The organism is Polynucleobacter sp. AP-Jannik-300A-C4 (assembly GCF_018688335.1).
Lineage (GTDB): Bacteria > Pseudomonadota > Gammaproteobacteria > Burkholderiales > Burkholderiaceae > Polynucleobacter.
The window spans coordinates 662,058-681,878 of sequence record NZ_CP061316.1 but is presented as its reverse complement, the minus strand read 5'-3'; the positions used below and the strand labels follow the sequence as shown (position 1 = coordinate 681,878).

21 protein-coding genes are annotated in these 19,821 nt (G+C 45.4%); 3 read left to right on the top strand and 18 right to left on the bottom strand.

Annotated elements, in window-relative coordinates:
• Positions 1-42: 42 nt before the first annotated feature.
• From FD975_RS03575 to FD975_RS03560, 4 genes are all read right to left on the bottom strand, one after another.
• Positions 43-1,038, bottom strand: a complete 996-nt coding sequence (locus FD975_RS03575; RefSeq protein WP_215303178.1) for a hypothetical protein — start codon at positions 1,036-1,038, stop codon at positions 43-45.
• The gene (locus FD975_RS03570; protein ID WP_215303176.1) at positions 1,038-1,547 is read right to left on the bottom strand and encodes a hypothetical protein; all 510 of its coding nucleotides are present in this window, start codon (positions 1,545-1,547) and stop codon (positions 1,038-1,040) included. The genes FD975_RS03575 and FD975_RS03570 overlap by 1 nt, the downstream gene beginning before the upstream one ends.
• Positions 1,548-1,652: 105 nt before the next feature.
• Positions 1,653-2,282 carry a nuclease-related domain-containing protein gene (locus tag FD975_RS03565; RefSeq protein ID WP_215303175.1) on the bottom strand — a complete coding sequence of 210 codons (630 nt, stop codon included), beginning with the start codon at positions 2,280-2,282 and terminating at the stop codon, positions 1,653-1,655.
• A gap of 150 nt (positions 2,283-2,432) precedes the next feature.
• On the bottom strand, positions 2,433-3,326 hold the full coding sequence (locus FD975_RS03560) for a pseudouridine synthase (protein ID WP_215303173.1): 894 nt from the start codon (positions 3,324-3,326) through the stop codon (positions 2,433-2,435).
• 115 nt (positions 3,327-3,441) lie between these two features.
• Between FD975_RS03560 and FD975_RS03555 the strand changes: the two genes are divergently transcribed.
• The 3 genes from FD975_RS03555 (at position 3,442) to FD975_RS03545 (ending at position 5,067) form a co-directional block, all read left to right on the top strand.
• A complete protein-coding gene (locus FD975_RS03555) occupies positions 3,442-4,215 on the top strand; it encodes a TSUP family transporter (protein WP_215303171.1) in 774 nt (257 codons plus the stop codon).
• A 119-nt stretch (positions 4,216-4,334) separates the two neighbouring features.
• Positions 4,335-4,760, top strand: coding sequence for a universal stress protein (locus tag FD975_RS03550; protein WP_215303169.1), 426 nt, complete (start codon positions 4,335-4,337; stop codon positions 4,758-4,760).
• A gap of 70 nt (positions 4,761-4,830) precedes the next feature.
• Complete coding sequence (locus tag FD975_RS03545; RefSeq protein WP_215303168.1) at positions 4,831-5,067, top strand: hypothetical protein; 237 nt, start codon at positions 4,831-4,833, stop codon at positions 5,065-5,067.
• Between the two features lie 26 nt (positions 5,068-5,093).
• Here FD975_RS03545 and FD975_RS03540 read toward each other — a convergent pair whose 3' ends face one another.
• The 14 genes from FD975_RS03540 to rimP all read right to left on the bottom strand — a co-directional run bounded on the left by FD975_RS03540 (position 5,094) and on the right by rimP (position 19,682).
• Positions 5,094-5,393, bottom strand: coding sequence for a helix-turn-helix domain-containing protein (locus FD975_RS03540; protein ID WP_215303166.1), 300 nt, complete (start codon positions 5,391-5,393; stop codon positions 5,094-5,096).
• On the bottom strand, positions 5,390-5,713 hold the full coding sequence (locus tag FD975_RS03535) for a type II toxin-antitoxin system RelE/ParE family toxin (protein WP_215303164.1): 324 nt from the start codon (positions 5,711-5,713) through the stop codon (positions 5,390-5,392). Before FD975_RS03535 ends, FD975_RS03540 begins: the two co-directional genes overlap by 4 nt.
• 129 nt (positions 5,714-5,842) lie before the next feature.
• Positions 5,843-6,562: an arsenical resistance protein ArsH gene (arsH, locus tag FD975_RS03530; protein WP_256443840.1), complete on the bottom strand. Its 720-nt coding sequence runs from the start codon at positions 6,560-6,562 to the stop codon at positions 5,843-5,845.
• Positions 6,563-7,615, bottom strand: coding sequence for an ACR3 family arsenite efflux transporter (gene arsB, locus FD975_RS03525; RefSeq protein WP_215303162.1), 1,053 nt, complete (start codon positions 7,613-7,615; stop codon positions 6,563-6,565).
• Positions 7,612-8,091 carry an arsenate reductase ArsC gene (locus FD975_RS03520; RefSeq protein ID WP_215303160.1) on the bottom strand — a complete coding sequence of 160 codons (480 nt, stop codon included), beginning with the start codon at positions 8,089-8,091 and terminating at the stop codon, positions 7,612-7,614. Before FD975_RS03520 ends, arsB begins: the two co-directional genes overlap by 4 nt.
• Positions 8,091-8,417 carry a helix-turn-helix transcriptional regulator gene (locus tag FD975_RS03515; RefSeq protein ID WP_215303158.1) on the bottom strand — a complete coding sequence of 109 codons (327 nt, stop codon included), beginning with the start codon at positions 8,415-8,417 and terminating at the stop codon, positions 8,091-8,093. The genes FD975_RS03520 and FD975_RS03515 overlap by 1 nt, the downstream gene beginning before the upstream one ends.
• Before the next feature lie 37 nt (positions 8,418-8,454).
• Positions 8,455-9,213 carry a molybdate ABC transporter substrate-binding protein gene (modA, locus tag FD975_RS03510; RefSeq protein ID WP_215303157.1) on the bottom strand — a complete coding sequence of 253 codons (759 nt, stop codon included), beginning with the start codon at positions 9,211-9,213 and terminating at the stop codon, positions 8,455-8,457.
• A gap of 66 nt (positions 9,214-9,279) precedes the next feature.
• On the bottom strand, positions 9,280-11,649 hold the full coding sequence (locus FD975_RS03505) for a Tex family protein (protein WP_215303155.1): 2,370 nt from the start codon (positions 11,647-11,649) through the stop codon (positions 9,280-9,282).
• A 94-nt stretch (positions 11,650-11,743) separates the two neighbouring features.
• Entirely contained in the window at positions 11,744-13,561 is a 1,818-nt protein-coding gene (typA, locus tag FD975_RS03500; RefSeq protein WP_215303153.1) for a translational GTPase TypA, read from the bottom strand.
• Positions 13,562-13,614: 53 nt separating this feature from the next.
• The gene (gene truB / locus FD975_RS03495; RefSeq protein WP_215303151.1) at positions 13,615-14,526 is read right to left on the bottom strand and encodes a tRNA pseudouridine(55) synthase TruB; all 912 of its coding nucleotides are present in this window, start codon (positions 14,524-14,526) and stop codon (positions 13,615-13,617) included.
• 6 nt (positions 14,527-14,532) lie between these two features.
• On the bottom strand, positions 14,533-14,901 hold the full coding sequence (gene rbfA / locus FD975_RS03490; RefSeq protein WP_215303149.1) for a 30S ribosome-binding factor RbfA: 369 nt from the start codon (positions 14,899-14,901) through the stop codon (positions 14,533-14,535).
• Between the two features lie 14 nt (positions 14,902-14,915).
• Positions 14,916-17,699, bottom strand: a complete 2,784-nt coding sequence (gene infB / locus FD975_RS03485) for a translation initiation factor IF-2 (protein WP_215303146.1) — start codon at positions 17,697-17,699, stop codon at positions 14,916-14,918.
• Positions 17,700-17,712: 13 nt separating this feature from the next.
• Complete coding sequence (gene nusA / locus FD975_RS03480) at positions 17,713-19,194, bottom strand: transcription termination factor NusA (RefSeq protein WP_215303144.1); 1,482 nt, start codon at positions 19,192-19,194, stop codon at positions 17,713-17,715.
• On the bottom strand, positions 19,191-19,682 hold the full coding sequence (gene rimP, locus FD975_RS03475; RefSeq protein WP_215303141.1) for a ribosome maturation factor RimP: 492 nt from the start codon (positions 19,680-19,682) through the stop codon (positions 19,191-19,193). Before rimP ends, nusA begins: the two co-directional genes overlap by 4 nt.
• Positions 19,683-19,821: the final 139 nt, after the last annotated feature.

Genomic DNA, 19,821 nt, shown 5'->3' with positions numbered 1-19,821 from the left:
CTAGATTACCCATAGATTGACCATGTCTTTTTCAGCATGCCATCACCTCTTAGCGGAGGCCTTTTCATATTTTGATAAATTGGAAATGATTCTTTGGGAAATTTCTTCCTCTAACTTTGCAAGATCTGCAATCTTTGCAACAGATGCGTTATATGAATTCATCAGAGAATCATTTACAAACAACAATGTCTTTTGCCCTGGATCGTACTTAACTTGCTGATTCTTATATCCTGCAATCAAAATATCGGCAAGTTTCTGTAGCTCAATAGCTAATTCACCCTCAGCCGCATACATTTCATTTTGATTTTTTACACTATCATTAAATGATCGATCAAATGCAGTAATTTCAGATGGGTAATTAGCCGCTATTAGGTAGAAAGTAGCCTTGTATTGGGCATTAAATTCAGCTGCATTTGCCTTCATTTGAGCAATTAAAGCTCCATACTTTTGACCTGCAGCTTTCAGTCTTTGGGCTCCTACAGAATTTGCTAGATTTTCAGTCTGCATGGACTCAGCAAGCTGAAGATCTGCAATCACTTTTGTCTGGTAAGCGAGTGTGTAAGAGCTCTGTCTAGTAGCTAGTTTAAGTAAAGCGGGCATCTCTTTCAGCATCTCATCCTTGCTGCTTGCGGCCCTAAACCTCTTAAATTCATCCATAGATACAGGCTTATCAGGACTCTTGTTTGCATCTGCCAATGAATAGGTGCCATCAATTGTCTTTTGGTAAGCATCTTTTTGCTCAACCATGGACTCATGCATTGATGCCATTGAATCTTTTGCAACCTTATCGGAAACAATAAATGAGATTGCAACAAAGACTGGGATCAGAGCGGCGATTGCTTTGGCTAAGCTCTTAGCATATTCAGACTTTTTCTTGAATAGAAAGTGAGCGAATCCAACTGACATCAGAGAGATTGTGAATAATCTTCCGATGTTATAAGCAGCCTCATTAGAAAAACATGCAATAACTATGGCAATTGCCAAGATAACTTTATAGGCATTACTCCAAATTACTGTGTTTGGAATGATGATATTCATTAAAGTTTTATATCCTTATATCCAGTGGATTTCCCAGATGGTCGACCAGAAGCTGCCGCCTTGAAAACTCTCTCTTGAGCTGTTTTAACACCTCTGAGGCTAAATCTAGAGACATGAAACTTTCCTCCCTGCAATGCAATTGAGAAGCCAATATTTTCAGATCGGAGTGTTGCCTTTTGCACCATATCAAAGTCATTGAGGATCAAAATGTATCTCTTGCCTATTTTTAGGCAGGAAAGTTCAACAGCTCCAGCACTACTGCCATCAGCCATCAGCGCAGTGTATTTGTCACCATCATCACAAGTCTTTTGAAAATCTACATACCAAAGGCATGAATCCATGCAAATAAGTCCGAATGATGATTTGGAATCGTTTGTTACATAAGCCTCGTCGTAGCCGCCACCAATATCAGTGATCCAGTCGCCACTAAATTGCTTTGTTTGCGCATTTGATTGAGCACTTATTAGCAGGGAAAATATTGCAAATACAGCGAAAAGTAGCTTGGTCATATCGTTATCAATTTCATATATAAGTGGGCTTCGCTATATTTTAGGCCTGTAAATACCCCTTACCAAAAAAATATGGGGGCAAATTGATCAAACTCGGGAATCTCCCTATTTCTTGTACCTAGCCTCTAGGCCAGTTCGGTGCTCAATATCAGTTTCCCTGGTTAATGCCAGGCGAGTACATTCCAGCCTACCAACACAAAACTGCATACGATTCTCTGTCAAAGTCTCCTCTTCAAGACCTTGCAAATAAGAGATCATGCTACCTAAAGTATGGACTCCAGCTGGTGGAGCTGTTTTGAATATGGAGTCACCGGTGAAAACAACCAGGCCAGTGACATGCTCTGGAGGTAAGAAATCAAGTAATGCCTGGACTGCTTTCACATGCCTATAGTTCTGATGTACTGGATTCTGAAATCGATGCTTTCTATGAAATAGCACCTGAGTCCAGCTTTTTGACTTTCCATCACCAAAGATCCATCCTTTGTAATGCTTAGTCTCGATGACAAAGACACCAAAGCGAGAGATCAGGACATGATCAATCTGGGTAGTGCCTTTCTCCAGCTTCAGAGTCACATTGTTTAATAGGTGCCAAGAATCAGCTGGCATGTAATTGATCAATGCTTGGCGAACTAGAGTTTCACCACGATTCTGGAATCGATATAGACCCCCTACTCCAACTGCATAGCCAAGCAGTAAGGCAGCAAACAGAATTAGAATCCAGATGAGAGGGCTCATAGTCGAGTCAGTATAAACAGGGGGCCCAATAAAACTGCACACACTGGTGCACACAACACCCATTTTAACCCCTATTTTATTGGGTTGTCGTTACCATCCATCATGGGGGCAACAGCTAAGCGCTTGGGTGTTTTTACAGTCATACCAATATCAAGCTAATACTCTCTGGGTCACAAAAGATCTCTCTTGCCCCGTTACCGGGTCTTTAAATTCAATCTCTTTTGCTAAGAGTTGCAGAGGTTTAGAAAAGTCCAAATCATACTCTTGATAAGGGGTAAGCACAGGGTAGATCTGATCATGCTCAATGGGGATACCCAAGCTATTGAGATGGCAACGCAATTGATGCTTCTTGCCACTACCAGGGGTTAAGCGATATTTAGCCCAGGGTTTATTTACTTCTATCAATTCAATCAAGGTATCAGCATTAGGCACGCCCTCCACCTCTTCCATTTGCAGAAAGTGTTCAGATTCTTCCAATCTACTTTGATAGGTCATTGGCAATTGGTTGATGAGGCGCTCTGAATAGGGTGCGATCGCTTCATAGACTTTCTTGACTGCGCGATCTCTAAATAAATTTTGGTATTGGGCTCGCTCTAGTCGATTCACAGAAAAAATCACTAGGCCTGCCGTGTCGCGATCAATTCGATGAATCGGACTCAGTTCCTGAATCCCAGTTTTTTTCTTTAGACGGTTCAGTAGGGTTTGATGTAAATACAGACCGCTTGGCGTTACCGGTAAAAAATGGGGTTTATCTGCAACTAGGATGTGCTCATCCTGAAATAAGATGTCTTCCTCAAAAGGAATTTCTGGTTCCCGGGCTAAGCGCCTGAAATATAGTAAGTGCGTATTAGATATGTAGGCATCGCTTGCAGCAAGTGCCTCACCCTCTTGGTTAAATACCAGACCTTCTTCAAAACGAGCTTCCCACTCACCTCTATCAATATGCGGGAAATTGGCAATAAAGAAATCCAACAGACAGGCGTAATCCTGCCCAGCAGGCAGATACACTTTTGATGAGGAGACTCCTTCAGAATTGACTTTCATTTGGACTAGATTATCCACTCCACCCAGAGGAATAAAACAAACTCAATGCGACCATCCAGAAACCCCTCTAAAATGTGCCAGCAACACCCATAAGAACTAGAAAATAATAGACAACATGCTTGAACTCTCTGCATTCGACCTTGGCCTTTTACTAGCCTGCGCTTTATTTGCAGGCTTGGTCGACTCCATTATTGGTGGCGGAGGAATGATTCAAGTGCCAGCCCTTTTTGCGGCCCTTCCTGGATTTCCACCAGCCACACTACTCTCTGTAAATAAGTTTGGCTCGATTGTGGGAACTATTGGTTCAGCCATTCAGTACAGCCGAGCCAATAAAAGCCCCTGGGGCTTGGTCATCATTTCTTCCTCGTTTGCATTTTTCGCCTCAGTAGCGGGAGCATACCTTGTCACTCAACTACCAACCGAATGGCTCAGAGGCGCTCTACCTTTTTTATTGCTTGCACTACTGATCTTTAATATCAAATCCAGTGCCGGTCTAGTGCATGCACCTAAGCATGAGCATCACAAACAAAAAGCAATCGCCTCTACCGGTGCAGGCATCATTGGTTTTTATGATGGCTTTCTGGGGCCTGGAGCTGGTGCGTTTTATAAACTCTTCTACACCCGAATATTAGGATTTGATTTTTTACGATCTGCAGCGCCTGCGAAGTACCTTAATATTGCTTCCAATTTAGGGGCACTCTGCGTCTTTTTCTATCTCGGTTTTTTTGACTGGCAGCTTGGCTTATTGATGGCTAGCGCTAATCTCGTAGGCGGCCAAATTGGAACTAAGATTGCCATCAAACATGGCAATACCTTTATCCGCAAAGGTTTCTTTATTCTAGTGACGATATTGATCATCAAGACCTTTTACGATGCGTTTCTAAAGTAAATTAAGTTCTAGACAAGCGCTTCGTTGGATCTGGCACTTTTTCGTAGATTTATGGTGGTTTTCATAGTAAATTAGTCATATGCAGTTGCAGTTTATTCACTACAAAAATAGAGGGGCAAATGAAAATTTTATTACCAGTTGACGGCTCCAAATCTTCGCTCAATGCGGCCAAGTATGTTGGAAAGTTAGCTAAGGATTTGCGCAGCAAGTGCACCGTTACATTAATTAGTGTGCATGATGATATTGGCCTTGGTCACGTGAAGCAATTTGTTGCTAATAGCGTAATTGATGACTACCTCCGCGAAGTGAGTGAGAAAGATCTCAAAGGAGCTCAAAAGGCTCTGGATACTGCTGGCGTCAAACACAGCATGGTGATTAAGCGCGGTCACATTGCCAGCGAAATCATTACTCTAGCCAATAAAGAAAAGTTTGACCTCATTGTCATGGGCTCAAAAGGTCGTAGTGGCATCGTGGATGCCATCATGGGCTCTGTCGCACAAAAGGTAAGCAATGCAGCCAAGCAGCCTGTTTTATTGGTTAAATAAGTACAAAGGTTAATCATCAGATTAACTTCAATAGGCCGTCCATGTGACGGCCTTTTTTACAGGCCACTAAATGAGTATTTTGCTTCTATTTCTTGCACCAGGCCTATTTGCCCTAGCTTGGCTCATCCGCCTGCAGATTTGCTTATCCAGAGTCCGTTATCTACTGGATACCTACGGCATGGATCGCAAAAAATTGCGTAAGTTGTCATGCAAAGAGCTCAAGAAACTCCGCATATCGATTGATGAACTTCAGCATGCTAATGATGCATTTGCCTTAGAGAATCTTGTTAGGCCATTTAGGACATAACAAACAATAGCCCAAAATTAGTCGGATCAGACTAGGTGTAATTCGACCTTCTTACCTAAGGCAGCAGCATACTTTCGAAGCGTACTTAAACTTGGGGAGTGCTTTCCAGTTGCCAAAGAGCTTTCGAGTCTGGCTATTGCTGGAGCTTGTGTACCCATTCTGCGAGCCACTTCAGCCTGAGATAAACCTGCGGCTTTACGAGCCTGCAGTATTTCATCAAGAATCGCAAACTCCTCTTTATTTAAGCGCTCAACCTCAGCCTTGACTGCTGGATTTTTTAACATCTTGCCAACTGCTTGTTTATGGGTCAATGTCTTTGTCTTCATAATTTCACTTCCCTCATTCTCAACTTGGCTAGCCTTAGTTCTTTATCAGGAGTTTTCTGCGATTTCTTAATAAAGCTATGCAACATCACAATCTCTCGCTCCACCACAGTACAAAAGAAAACTCTTGCAATTCCCTCTATACCTTTTAGCCTAAGCTCAAATAAACCACCGCCAAACGAATCGGTATGCGGCAAACCTAAATGCGGCCCATATTCAATCATGCGCTGCGTCAAAGCAATGTAGCGCGCCTGCAAAGAAATAGGTAAATCAAAAATTTGCTCCAATACATCGGGGCTGTAATAGCGAATGGTATAAGTCATTCAATGATACTAACAAATATGTTATCATCAAACAACCATGTTGCGCAAGGGCCATCCAAGAGTGAGGGTATATTGAACTCACAAATAAATCCCATAATCCAGCTAGAACAGATAGCTAGTCTTCAGAGGCTATATTGCTCTTTGATTTACCCTCTTAGATAGCTCCTGAGCAGATTCTTTTCGCTCACTGTAGCGATCCGTCAAATACTCGCTAACTCCACGAGTCAGTAATGTGAACTTATAGAGCTCTTCCATGACATCAACGACGCGATCATAAAAGGAAGATGGCTTCATACGCCCATCTTCTTCAAACTCTGTAAAAGATTTGGCAACCGATGATTGATTGGGAATCGTAATCATCCTCATCCATCGTCCCAAGATACGCATTTGATTCACCGCATTAAAGGATTGCGATCCCCCGCATACCTGCATTACCGCCAAAGTTTTGCCTTGAGTTGGTCTAACGGCACCCTCAGACAAAGGAATCCAATCAATCTGTGTTTTTAGCAAGCCGGTCATAGCACCATGTCGTTCCGGTGAGGTCCAAACCATCCCCTCTGCCCACAAAGCCAATTGGCGCAATTCCTGCACCTTCGGATGGGTATCGGGTGCACCATCAACTAGAGGCAGACCAGTAGGGTCAAAAATTTTGACTTCGCCACCCATAGCGATTAACAGCCTCGCCGCCTCGAAAGTAAGGAGCCTACTATAGGATCTCTCTCGCAGTGAACCATACAGTAGCAAAAACCGAGGCGCATGATCACCAGCCTGAATACTCAATTTTTCCAATTCAGGAATCTGGAAAAGATCCTCTACTAAAGCTGGATATTGCAGTGGCGACTCAAACACTTAAGATACATCCTTTTGAAAATACTTTTCCTTAAACCATAAGGCTACAGTGACTAAGCCAATCATGATGGGCACCTCTACCAAAGGGCCGATGACTGCAGCAAAGGCTGCTCCAGAATTAATTCCAAAGACTGCAATAGCAACAGCAATAGCCAACTCAAAGTTATTACTAGAAGCGGTAAAGGAAAGCGTGCAGCATCGTTTGTAATCGATTCCTATCTTGCCAGTAACCAAGAAAGTGAGCAAGAACATGATGAGAAAGAAAACCAACAATGGCACGGCAATAGTCACAACATCCATTGGGAGCGTTAAGATCACTCCGCCCTTGAGGCTAAACATCACGATGATGGTGAAGAGTAAAGCTATTAAAGTGATCTTGCCAATGCGGGGCACAAAATGCTCGTGGTAATGCTCCTTAGACATGAACTTGAGCATGACTACCCTAGTCAATATTCCAGCAATGCAGGGAATGCCTAAGTAGATAAATACACTCTCTGCAATCTGACCCATACCGACGCTGACATTTGATCCAGCGAGACCAAAGTAAGGTGGCAATACAGTCAAGAAGAAATAAGCATAGACACTAAAAAACAATACTTGAAAAATGGCATTAAATGCTACTAAGCCAGCAGCGTATTCAGTGGAGCCTTTGGCTAAATCATTCCAAATAATGACCATCGCAACACAAGGCGCGATGCCAATCAAAATCAGGCCAGCCATATATTCTGGTTGGTCAGGAACAAAAGTGATTGCCAAAAAGAACATTAAAGTCGGCGCAATAATCCAGTTCATCAAAATGGATATACCGAAGATGCGCTTATCTTTAAATACGTCGGGCAAGTCTTCGTAGCGCACCTTAGCAAACGGTGGGTACATCATTAAGATCAAACCAATAGCAATTGGGAGATTGGTTGTGCCGACCTGAAAGGAATTAATAAATCCTTCCATACCTGGGATAAAGTGGCCTAAGGCAATACCAACCGCCATTGCAACAAAAATCCAGACCGTTAAATAGCGATCCAGAAAGGAGAGTTTTTTTGTGATCGAGCTCATGCTTTAGTATGAATTTCTTTAAGGCTCATAGAGTCAAGTTTTTCTAATGGCATTGCAGCCAAGATATCTAAGCGTTTCTTGAGACCATTCTTGACCTCATGAAATGCTGCTCTCTTTTCTAAATCAGTACCCTGCACTTGCGATGGGTCAGGAAAGCCCCAATGCGCTGTTGCAGGCTTACCAGGCCAAAATGGACAAACCTCGCCAGCAGCGTTATCACATACCGTAATAATGAAATCCATTTGGGGGGCATTAGGTCCACCAAATACATCCCAGCTTTTTGACTTTAGGAGTGTGCGGTCCATGCCCAACTCCTCTGCGATATCAGCAGCAATTGGATTAACACTTGTACCCGGTGTTGAGCCTGCTGAATAGCCTACGAACTTACCACTTGGGTGTGTTGATGCTAAAGCCTCACCCAATACGGATCGAGCAGAATTATGGGTGCATAAAAAAAGAATGTTGTACTGTTTCATTAAGCATTTGCCTTTTTTAAAGATTTTGGTGATTCGCAGGATTTACCCCCGCAGCAGTTAGCCAGCAAAAACCCACTGAGCGCTTCAACCATTCCAGGGTTTGGTCTGTATATGAGGTTACGACTCTGACGCTCGACAGTAATGAGATTGGCCTGATAAAGCTCTTTTAGATGAAAGCTGAGCGTTGCATTCGGAATACCCAACATCTCATGAATTTGTGATGGCATTAAACCTGTATCGCCCTTTTGCACAATGAGGCGGTAAACGTTTAAGCGTGACTCCTGCCCTAGGGCAACGAATGCTTGTATTGCTTCAGTATTTTTCATAATTCGATAATAATAGAAATATATTACAAATTAATGACTACGGGGCAACAAAACCATAGCGCCTCATCACTTGCTTGGACTTAGGCTCTTGTAGGTAGAGATACAACTCTTTAGCACTTGGTGCGGAGTTTTTAATCAAAGCCATCTTTTGTTTCAGCGGCTTATGAAGGTTATCCGGTATCAGCACAGATGAGGATTGAGCTTGAATTTGTGGCGAAGAAGCTAGAGATAAGGCGGAGATCGCAAAATCAGCCGACCCCGTTAAAGCAAACATCGTTGCTTGAGAAATATTTTCTCCAAATACCAGCTTGGGCTGAGCCAAATCCCAGACCCCGATACTTATAAGGTATTCTTTCGCCGCTCTGCCATAAGGGGCGTGATCTGGATTGGCTATAGCAATCTTCTTAGCCGCTTGAATTGCTTTCATTAGGGCGTCTTTGTCAGTGCCGAGCTGCATTGAACCGCCTTTTTTCTGCAAGAGCACGATTCTGCCGATTGCATACAGAGTTCCATCATCAACTGTTAAACCATGTTTAGATAAGTCGTCTACATAAGCCTCATCAGCAGACATCAGCAAGCTAAATGGTGCGCCATTTTTGGTTTGTTGCCACAGCACACCTGATGAGCCGAATACCAGTTTTACGTCTTGCCCTTTATCAGTCTTATAGTTGGCAGCAATTTCTTCGACAGCAAACTTGAGATCTGAGGCAGCAGCTACTGTTGGCGCAGTTTGAGCAATAGAGGTCGAGATAAAGAGAGTCAAAAATCCCAACAGGAAGCTTTTAGCTATGCTCATTCAATTTCTCCAATGCTCGCTATTCTTGTAGTGTAACGATTTCTTGCTAATGCTTATTAACCCTTACTAACCGCCACCCTTGAGTTTACGTAAAGCATCTGCCATAGCGTTATTCATTGGGGGCGCAGATCTTCTATCTTCCTGCGGTCTTCTAGCTTCTGGAGTTCTTGGGGTTCCAGGTCGATTTGCCCTTTGCTCAGGCTTTGCGCCTATCGACACTTTAGGGGCTTCATCAGATAGTCGCATCGTCAAAGCAATCCGCTTACGCTTTTCATCAACCTCAAGCACTTTGACCTTCACAACCTGACCTGCTTTAACTACGGTATGTGGATCTTTAACAAAGGTATTGGCTAATGCAGAGATATGTACCAGACCATCTTGATGAACACCAATATCCACGAATGCACCAAAGGCTGCAACGTTAGTTACGACCCCTTCTAGGATCATGTCCGCTTTGAGGTCGCTGATTTTTTCTACGCCATCTTTAAATGTGGCGGTTGTGAACTCAGGCCTCGGATCACGACCCGGCTTTTCCAACTCCTTGATAATGTCTGTGACCGTAGGTACTCCAAACTTCTCATCGGCATACTTTTCTGGACTAAGTCCTTTCAAAATAGTTGCGTCACCAATCACTTCTTTAACGCCCTTCTTGATATCTTTGAGTATTTTCTCAACCAAGGGATAGGATTCTGGATGGACTGCTGATGCATCTAATGGATCTTTACCATTCATGATTCGCAAGAAACCCGCTGCCTGCTCAAATGTCTTGTCACCTAAGCGTGGCACGCTCCGCAAATCTGCCCGAGTCTGAAATGCGCCGTTGCTATCCCGATAAGAAACAATACCTTCGGCAACCGCACTACTCAAACCCGAAACCCGTGCTAGTAAAGGCGCTGATGCCGTGTTCACATCAACACCTACTGCATTTACGCAATCCTCCACAACAGCAACCAAAGACTTGGCTAGCTGTGTCTGCATCACATCGTGCTGATACTGACCCACACCAATCGACTTCGGATCAATCTTGACCAACTCTGCAAGTGGATCTTGTAACCTTCTCGCAATGGATACTGCCCCTCTGAGCGATACATCCATGCCGGGCAATTCTTTTGAGGCGTATTCGGAGGCAGAGTAAACCGATGCCCCTGCTTCAGATACCACAATCTTTGTTAATTTAAGCTCTGGCTTGGCCTTAATTAAATCTTGCGCCAACTTATCTGTCTCGCGTGAGGCAGTTCCGTTGCCGATTGAAATTAAAGTCGCCCTATGCTTCTCGGCTAATTTAGCAAGCGTATGCAATGAGCCATCCCAATCGTTCTTAGGCTGATGTGGGTAAATCACATCCGTATCCACCACCTTACCAGTAGCATCGACCACCGCAACCTTCACGCCCGTTCTCATTCCAGGATCTAAACCAATGGTGACCTTTGGTCCGGCAGGTGCCGCCAGCAGTAAATCCTTGAGGTTTCGCGCAAACACATTGATCGCTTCAGCTTCAGAGCGCTCACGCAAAGCACTCATGAGCTCGGACTCCAAATGCATGGAGCACTTAATGCGCCAAGTCCAGCGCACGGTCTCAGCCAGCCACTGATCAGCTGGACGACCTTCATTTTTAATCTTGAAATGATTGGCAATGCGGGACTCGCAAGGATTATGAGGCGCATCCCATTTGGGTTTTTCTTCCTCAGTATCCAAGCGCAGATTGACCATCAGCATTTGTTCGCGACGACCTCTAAATAAAGCTAAGGCACGATGTGACGGAATCGCAGCAACTGGTTCAGAGTAATCAAAGTAATCAGCGAATTTTTCACCTTCTTGCTCCTTACCAGCAATTACCTTGGATTCCACGACGCCATGATCCAGTAAATATGCTCTTAGCGATTGCACTAAGCCAGCATCTTCTGCAAACCGCTCCATCAAAATCTGACGGGCACCTTCAAGAGCTACCTTGACGTCAGGAACTCCAGGGTTATTCGTGCCATCAACGTCAAATGCTTCTTTAATGTATTTGGCGGCCTCTATTTCAGGATCTAAATGAGGATTAGCGAGCAAATCATTAGCAAGCGGCTCTAATCCTGCTTCTAGGGCGATTTGGGCTTTGGTTCGGCGCTTGGGTTTATATGGAAGGTAGAGGTCCTCCAGGCGCGTCTTATCCTCAGCAAGCATGATGGCCTTGAGCAACTCTGGGGTCATCTTGCCCTGCTCCTCAATTGATGCCACGATTGCCTTACGACGATCTTCTAACTCACGCAAATAACTCAGACGCTCTTCTAGCAAGCGTAACTGCGCATCATCCAAACCGCCAGTAGCCTCCTTGCGATAACGGGCAATAAAAGGAACGGTAGCACCATCATCCATCAAAGCAATAGCAGCAGCTACTTGAGCGGGTTTGGCGGATAACTCTAGGGCAAGACGTTGTTCAATGGATGGCAGCATGAGGATCTATTTCTACTATTATTTTTGGAATATGGATTTCAATGAAGAACAAAAGCCACCCGGAGGTGACTTTTGTTGTGTAGCTTGAAGTAGCTTAGTCGCGTGCCGCTTTCTTGCGCTCATGCTCTTTAAGGTAGCGCTTACGAATACGAATACTCTTCGGCGTTACTTCAACCAATTCATCATCATCGATAAACTCAACAGCGTACTCGAGGTTCATTGCGATTGGTGTTACCAAGCGTACCGCTTCGTCAGTACCAGAAGCGCGAACGTTGGTTAATTGTTTACCTTTAATTGGGTTCACAACCAAGTCATTGTCACGACTATGAATACCGATCACCATACCTTCATACAAAGGGTCGCCAGGACTCACAAACATACGACCGCGGTCTTGTAATTTCCACAAAGCGTAAGCAACTGCTTCGCCATCATCTTGACTGATCAATACGCCGTTATGACGCTCACCCAAGATGCCGTCTTTTGCAGGTGCATAAGAATCAAATGTGTGGCTCATTAAACCGTTACCGCGAGTCATGGTCATGAAATCGCCTTGGAAGCCGATCAAACCACGCGCAGGAATACGGTACTCAAGACGTGTGCGACCTTTACCATCACTCACCATATCGAGTAATTCGCCTTTACGCTTACCCAAGTCCTCCATTACGGCACCTTGAGTAGTGTCTTCTACGTCAACCGTCAAGTTCTCGTACGGCTCCATCTTCACGCCATCTACTTCGTGGAATACCACGCGTGGACGGGAAACTGCCAACTCGTAACCTTCACGACGCATGGTTTCCACCAAGATGGTGAGGTGCAATTCGCCACGACCTGACACTTCAAACACAGTGTCATCATCCGTATCTTTTACACGCAAAGCCATATTGGACTTCAATTCACGATCTAAACGCTCACGAATCTGACGGCTAGTAACAAACTTACCTTCACGACCAGCCAATGGGCTAGTGTTCACCATGAAGTTCATGGTCAAAGTAGGCTCGTCAATCTTGAGCATTGGCAAGGCTTCTGGGGTATCAGGGGAACAGATTGTTGTTCCAATGGCCAAATCTTCAATGCCATTTACCAATACGATATCGCCTGCTTGCGCCTCATCAACAATCTCGCGCTCTAAGCCGCGGAATTTCAATACTTGGTTAATGCGACCTTTGCGTTGAACGCCATCAGGGCCGTCCATGAAAACCACATCCATCAATGGCTTTACAGTGCCACGGTTTACACGGCCTACACCAATCTTACCTACGTAAGTGCTGTACTCAATAGAGGTAATTTGCAATTGCAAAGGACCTTCTGGATTGTCATCACGCACTGGAACATGCTTAAGCACAGTATCAAATAATGGGCGCATGTCACCTTCGCGTACATCATCAGTCAAACCGGCATAGCCATTCAGGCCAGACGCGTATACCACTGGGAAATCTAACTGCTCCTCAGTTGCGCCTAACTTATCAAACAATTCAAATGTGGCATTGATCACGTAGTCTGTGCGAGCACCTGGACGGTCAACCTTATTAATCACGACAATCGGCTTCAGGCCGAGGGCCAAGGCTTTTTTGGTTACGAAGCGGGTTTGTGGCATCGGACCTTCAACCGCGTCAACCAGGAGCAAAACACCGTCAACCATCGAGAGCACACGCTCTACCTCGCCGCCGAAGTCAGCGTGTCCTGGTGTGTCTACGATATTAATATGTGTGCCGTCATACTCAACCGCACAGTTCTTAGACAAAATAGTAATGCCACGCTCTTTTTCCAAGTCGTTTGAGTCCATGACACGTTCGGTCATTTTTTCATTGGAACGGAATGTGCCTGATTGGCGCAAGAGTTGGTCAACCAAAGTAGTTTTACCGTGGTCAACGTGGGCGATGATGGCGATATTACGAAGTGCGCGTTTAGTCATGTGAAGCTTCTGAAGTTAAGAATAAGGTTAATCAATAAGGGGGTTAAATATATTTAATGCGCCGAAGAAATTAAACGCTTAGGGTGTAAGACCCCGGAGCGCCAATCACCAGTACCAATAAAGTTATGTGGTGCCGCAGTTGCACGATAGATCCGCACCAGCGCTTCTATCGAAGGAGAGTTGAGTGGGACTCGTTGACCCATTTCTAAACGCTTAGCTTGTTGCTCATCTACAGTTAAATGAGGCAAGGTTTGTAAGAGCGCATCGACTGGCAAGATATAACTTGAGCTATCTTGCAAGCCCTTCTGAATAGATTCGATTGTGAAAGATTGCTCAAGGTTGAGGTGACCTACTTCTGTTCGGCGCAAGCCAACCAAATGCGCACCACAACCTAAAGCTTTACCAATATCTTCAGCTAACACACGGATATAAGTGCCTTTACTGCAGCTCACCTCTAAAGTGGCTTCCGGCCAATTGATATTGGTCCATCGAATGGCATGAATCGTAATATCTCGGGCAGAGCGCTCTAACTCCACACCTGCGCGAGCGTATTCATATAAAGGCTTGCCATCGCGCTTGAGCGCGGAATACATTGGTGGGACTTGGCTAATCGGCCCAGTAAAGGCAGGCAATAGAGAATCTAATGCAGCTTTGATAATGGCATCATTGGCAAATTCAGGCAAAGGAAGTTCTTCTACAACTAAACCTTCAGCATCACCGGTATCAGTGCGCTGACCAAATTTCACTTGAGCGATATAGGTTTTATCAGCCTCTAATAAATCCTGTGAGTACTTTGTTGCCTCACCCAAACAAATTGGGAGCAAACCAGTTGCCATTGGATCTAGTGTGCCGGTATGCCCAGCTTTTTCTGCATTGAATGCACGCTTGACGGCAGTGACTGCGCCTTGTGAGCTCATGCCAGCAGGTTTATCAAGCAAGACTACCCCATCGATACGTACAGACATAGCTATTTACGCGTTCTCGTCTTTGCGATCACTATCCACCGCCTGATCAATTAAGCGCGACATTTCAATGCCGTGCTCAACAGAGCTATCGTAGTGGAAATGTAAGGTAGGCACAGTATGAATGTGCAAACGCTTAAACAACAATGAATGTAAATAGCCTGCCTTGTCCTGCAAAGCCTTCAATGCTACTTCAGGCTCTGCGCCCAAAACAGTAAAGAAGACTTTTGCATGAGCTAAATCTGGAGTGAGTTCAATACTTTGTAAAGTAATCAAACCCAGGCTCGGACTAAGCAATTCACGGGGGATTAGCTCGGCCAGGTCCCGCTGAATTTGATCGGCGAGACGCTGGTTACGATGAGGACTAGTTTTATGCATTAACTCGATTGCTCTTAAAGTGTTCTAGCGACTTCAGTCACTTCAAATGCTTCGAGTTGGTCGCCTTCTTTAATATCGTTATAGCCTTTTAATGACAGACCACACTCAACACCAGCGCGAACTTCTTTTGCATCATCCTTAAAGCGCTTAAGAGAATCCAGCTCACCAGTCCAAATCACCACGTTTTCACGCAAGAGTCGGACACTAGAGGTGCGCTTAACAACGCCATCGAGAACCAAGCAACCAGCAATTGCACCAACTTTAGATACCAAGAAGACTTGACGAATCTCGACCATACCGGTGATTTCTTCTTTCTTATCTGGTGTCAACATGCCGCTTAATGCTGCCTTCACTTCATCAACTGCGTCATAAATAATGTTGTGATAACGAATATCGACACCATTATTTTCAGCTAACTTACGTGCTGCACCATCTGCACGTGAGTTAAAGCCGATGATGACTGCTTTGGAAGCGACTGCTAAGTTCACGTCGGTCTCAGTAATGCCACCCACAGCTGCATGAACGATTTGTACCTTCACCTCTGCAGTAGATAGCTTTTGCAATGACTGTGACAACGCTTCTTGAGAACCCTGTACGTCGGCTTTAATGATCAGCGGCAATAGCTTCGCCTCAATCGCACCCTCTTCCATGTTTTCCATCATGGTTTCAAGTTTGAATGCTTGCTGTTTAGCCAACTTCACATCACGGAACTTACCTTGACGGAAGAGTGCGATCTCACGTGCTTTACGCTCGTCAGGAACCACTTGAACCGCTTCACCGGCTGCAGGAACTTCGGATAAACCTTGGATCTCAACAGGGATAGATGGACCAGCTTCATTACATGGCTTGCCGTTTTCATCCAACATCGCACGTACACGTCCGTAGGTTGAACCAGCTAACAACATATCACCACGCTTGAGCGTGCCTGACTGAACCAAAATAGTGGCAACTGGGCCGCGACCTTTGTCCAAACGCGCTTCAATCACGAGACCTTGGGCAGGAGCATCTTTTGCCGCCTTAAGTTCCAAAATTTCTGCTTGCAGAAGAACGTTCTCAAGCAAGGCATCAATGCCATCACCTGTTTTTGCGGAGACGCCAATAAATGGCACATCACCACCGTACTCCTCTGGAACCACTTGCTCAGCAACTAACTCAGTCTTAACGCGCTCTAGGTTTGCCTCTGGTTTATCAATCTTATTGATCGCCACGACAATCGGCACCCCTCCAGCAACCGCATGGTGAATCGCTTCTTTCGTTTGCGGCATCACGCCGTCATCGGCTGCAACAACCAAGATCACGATATCCGTAGCCTTTGCACCACGAGCACGCATCGCCGTAAAGGCTTCGTGACCCGGGGTATCAAGGAAAGTAATCATGCCGCGCGGCGTTTCAACGTGATAAGCGCCAATGTGCTGAGTAATACCACCGGCTTCACCAGTAGCAACCTTAGCTGCACGAATCTTATCGAGCAAAGATGTTTTACCGTGGTCAACGTGACCCATCACCGTAACAACTGGTGGACGTGGCAATAACTCTGCATCGTGACCAGTAATACCGAGATCTAAATCTGGATCATCCAACTTAGCAGCATGAGCAGTGTGACCCATTTCTTCTACGATGATCATGGCAGTATCTTGATCCAAGATCTGATTGATCGTTACCATCTGACCCATGCCCATCAAGAGCTTAATTACTTCAGCACTCTTAACGGCCATTGCATGAGCTAACTCAGCAACAGTAATAGTTTCAGGAACATGAACATCACGTACAACTGGTTCTGTTGGAACTTGGAAGTTGGTATCGACGTTGGCTTCTGCAATTTGACGTTGCTTTCTTCTGCCACCGCCTGAACGCCAACCACCTACACCACCAGAGCTATCACCACGAGTCTTCAGGCCGCCAGGTTTCTTGGCGCCCTCTTCTTGCCAAGTGGATGAAGTCTCAGCAGACTTAATCGTCTTGCCGCCAACCTTAGCAACAGCCTTTTTCTTATCCTCAGCACCTTCAGCTTTAGCTGGCTTATGGAGCGTGCCTTTTTTAGCCTCTTCAGCAGCAATTTCGCTTGGCGCCTTAAGGACTCGAGCAGGGGTGCTCATCATGTCGCGAATCGCTAAAGCTTCAGCTTCTGCGGCAGCACGACGTTTAGTAATGTCAGCTAACTGAGCTTTACTAGCATCAGCGATATCTTTAGCCGCTTTATCGGCTTGCGCTTTCTTATCGGCAGCTTTTACGGCTGCAGCAGAACCATCGTCATCTGACTTGACCGCTTTTTCAGCAGTAGGCTCCGCAGCGCTAGCAGCAGCTACAGCGTCAGCCTCTTTTTGACGAGCATCTTCTGCCGCTTTCATTTCTGCTTCTTGACGCGCTAATAACTCAGCCTGTCTAGTAGCTTCAGCTGCACGCTTTTCTAATTCTTCAGCCGAGAGGATAGGCTTCACAGGTGCTGTAGGAGCAACCTCTTTAGCCGCTGGAGCTGGAGCCTCTACAGGAGCTTTATCCCCCGCCTTAACTAGTACGCGCTTTTTACGAACCTCAACCTGAACGGTACGAGTGCGACCAGCAGAATCTGCCTGACGAATCTCAGAGTTTTCGCGCTTGATCAAAGTAATCTTCTTACGACTACCTGTATCCGCACTGCCATGCTCTTTTTGCAAATGCTCAAGCAGAACAGTCTTGTCCTTTTCGGTGATGCTGTCGTCCTCAGAACCTTTTTCGATACCGGCCGCCTTCAATTGCTCCAGAAGGTCTGGCGCGGTACGTTTTAATTCTTTAGCGAGTACTTTTACTGTTGTTGCCATGTACTACTTCCTCTCATGAAGTAAACCAATGTTCGCGCGCTTTCATGATGAGCGTTTTCGCAGTTTCTTCGTCAATTTGTGTCGCCTCAACTAGCTCATCAACAGCCAGTTCAGCTAAGTCGTCACGTGTGTGAACTTGATTGTCAGCAAGCTTGGCAATCAATTCAGTAGTCATTCCCTCAAGGGAACGTAAATCTTGTGAGACTTCGCCAACGCGCTCTTCTTTAGCTAATTCCATAGTCAAGAGAGAGTCACGTGCACGAGTACGCAACTCGTTTACGGTGTCTTCATCGAAAGAATCGATTTCTAACATTTCGGAAAGGGGTACGTAAGCAACCTCTTCCAAAGTATTGAAACCTTCTTCAATCAAAATGTCAGCAACTTCTTGGTCAACGTCCAACTTGTCCATAAACAATTGACGTACAGAAGCAGCTTCTTTTTCAGTTTTCTCAGCAGACTCTTCTGGAGTCATGATGTTGATCTGCCAACCAGTTAATTCGCTAGCAAGGCGAACGTTCTGTCCGCTACGGCCAATCGCAATTGCCAAATTCTCTTCATCGACTACCACATCCATAGCGTGACGCTCTTCGTCAACCACGATAGAAGATACTTGTGCTGGAGCTAAAGCACCAATCACAAACTGTGCTGGATCTTCAGACCACAATACGATGTCCACCGCTTCGCCAGCCACTTCGTTACGCACTGCAGTAACGCGTGTGCCACGAACACCAACGCAAGTACCGATTGGATCGATACGTTTGTCATAAGTAATCACAGCAATTTTTGCGCGGATACCAGGGTCACGAGCTGCGCCCTTAATCTCCAACAAGCCCTGCTCCATCTCTGGAACTTCATTCTCAAACAACTTGATCAAGAAATCAGGGCAAGTACGTGAGAGTTCGATCTGTGGGCCACGGGCTTCACGATCGACTTTTAAGATATAAGCGCGAACACGATCACCAGAGCGGAGGTTCTCTTTTGGAATCATTTGATCGCGGCGCAACAATGCCTCAACGCGACCGGATTCAATGATCAAACCATTCTTGTCTGCACGCTTCACAGTACCGGTCATGACTTTTTCGCCACGCTCAAGGTAGTCGTTCAAAATTTGCTCACGCTCAGCATCACGAATACGCTGCAAGATTACTTGCTTAGCAGCTTGTGCACCGATACGGCCAAAGGCTAGAGATTCGATTTGCTCTTCGATGTATTCACCAACTTCCATGTCGGGGAATTGCTCGAGAGCTTCAAAATGAAGAATTTCTTTATCTGGCTCTTGGAGACCAGCTTCATCAGGAACAACCAACCAACGACGGAAGGTTTCATATTCACCAGACTCACGATCAATCGATACGCGAATATCCACCTCTTCGGTCGGATAACGTTTCTTAGTGGCTGATGCCAACGCCATTTCTAGCGCCTCAAACACAATCGCTTGATCTACGTTCTTTTCACGCGCTAAGGCGTCTGCCAACATGAGAACTTCTCGGCTCATGACTTTCTTCCTTTGAAATCAATAACAGGGACCAACCGAGTCTTATCGACCTCGGCTAAAGAAAACTCCAATTGAGATTCAGTGCCATCAGCACCTTCAAACAACAAACCAAATTTCGCATCAGGCGAATCCAATTCACCACTCAGCAAACCTTGCAACACACCACGAAACTTCTTACGATCACCAACGGCAACTCGCAACTTCAAATCCACTTCCATTCCGGAAAAACGCTCGTAATCAGCCGCTGACTTCACAGGGCGATCGAGGCCAGGAGAAGAAATCTCTAAACGCTCAAAGGGGATGTTTTCCACTGGCAATGTATAGCTCAGTTGGTGACTCACCTTTTCGCAATCCTGGACATTAATCAAGCGCTCATAATCCGGGTTTTCGATCGTGACGCGTAGCAAACCTCCGGCTTCACGCTCGATATCTACTAGCGTGTACCCTAGGTTTTCCACCTCTGCAGAAATAATCCGCTGATCTTTCACGAATACCCTTCAATCCAAAACGGCAAAAAAAAATGGGCTTCAAAGCCCATATTCTCGAAATTCAGAACAGGCCGACTTACGTTGATCGCAACATCAGTCGGTAACAACTCAAAACAGCAGCGAACTGCTGTAAGTCCAA

What these genes read in the sequence shown, in the direction of transcription:
- FD975_RS03575 (WP_215303178.1), bottom strand. Translation starts at nt 1,038, where the DNA reads ATGAATATCATCATTCCAAACACAGTAATTTGGAGTAATGCCTATAAA.
- FD975_RS03570 (WP_215303176.1), bottom strand. Translation starts at nt 1,547, where the DNA reads ATGACCAAGCTACTTTTCGCTGTATTTGCAATATTTTCCCTGCTAATA.
- FD975_RS03565 (WP_215303175.1), bottom strand. Translation starts at nt 2,282, where the DNA reads ATGAGCCCTCTCATCTGGATTCTAATTCTGTTTGCTGCCTTACTGCTT.
- FD975_RS03560 (WP_215303173.1), bottom strand. Translation starts at nt 3,326, where the DNA reads ATGAAAGTCAATTCTGAAGGAGTCTCCTCATCAAAAGTGTATCTGCCT.
- FD975_RS03555 (WP_215303171.1), top strand. Translation starts at nt 3,442, where the DNA reads ATGCTTGAACTCTCTGCATTCGACCTTGGCCTTTTACTAGCCTGCGCT.
- FD975_RS03550 (WP_215303169.1), top strand. Translation starts at nt 4,335, where the DNA reads ATGAAAATTTTATTACCAGTTGACGGCTCCAAATCTTCGCTCAATGCG.
- FD975_RS03545 (WP_215303168.1), top strand. Translation starts at nt 4,831, where the DNA reads ATGAGTATTTTGCTTCTATTTCTTGCACCAGGCCTATTTGCCCTAGCT.
- FD975_RS03540 (WP_215303166.1), bottom strand. Translation starts at nt 5,393, where the DNA reads ATGAAGACAAAGACATTGACCCATAAACAAGCAGTTGGCAAGATGTTA.
- FD975_RS03535 (WP_215303164.1), bottom strand. Translation starts at nt 5,713, where the DNA reads ATGACTTATACCATTCGCTATTACAGCCCCGATGTATTGGAGCAAATT.
- arsB (WP_215303162.1), bottom strand. Translation starts at nt 7,615, where the DNA reads ATGAGCTCGATCACAAAAAAACTCTCCTTTCTGGATCGCTATTTAACG.
- FD975_RS03520 (WP_215303160.1), bottom strand. Translation starts at nt 8,091, where the DNA reads ATGAAACAGTACAACATTCTTTTTTTATGCACCCATAATTCTGCTCGA.
- FD975_RS03515 (WP_215303158.1), bottom strand. Translation starts at nt 8,417, where the DNA reads ATGAAAAATACTGAAGCAATACAAGCATTCGTTGCCCTAGGGCAGGAG.
- modA (WP_215303157.1), bottom strand. Translation starts at nt 9,213, where the DNA reads ATGAGCATAGCTAAAAGCTTCCTGTTGGGATTTTTGACTCTCTTTATC.
- FD975_RS03505 (WP_215303155.1), bottom strand. Translation starts at nt 11,649, where the DNA reads ATGCTGCCATCCATTGAACAACGTCTTGCCCTAGAGTTATCCGCCAAA.
- typA (WP_215303153.1), bottom strand. Translation starts at nt 13,561, where the DNA reads ATGACTAAACGCGCACTTCGTAATATCGCCATCATCGCCCACGTTGAC.
- truB (WP_215303151.1), bottom strand. Translation starts at nt 14,526, where the DNA reads ATGTCTGTACGTATCGATGGGGTAGTCTTGCTTGATAAACCTGCTGGC.
- rbfA (WP_215303149.1), bottom strand. Translation starts at nt 14,901, where the DNA reads ATGCATAAAACTAGTCCTCATCGTAACCAGCGTCTCGCCGATCAAATT.
- infB (WP_215303146.1), bottom strand. Translation starts at nt 17,699, where the DNA reads ATGGCAACAACAGTAAAAGTACTCGCTAAAGAATTAAAACGTACCGCG.
- nusA (WP_215303144.1), bottom strand. Translation starts at nt 19,194, where the DNA reads ATGAGCCGAGAAGTTCTCATGTTGGCAGACGCCTTAGCGCGTGAAAAG.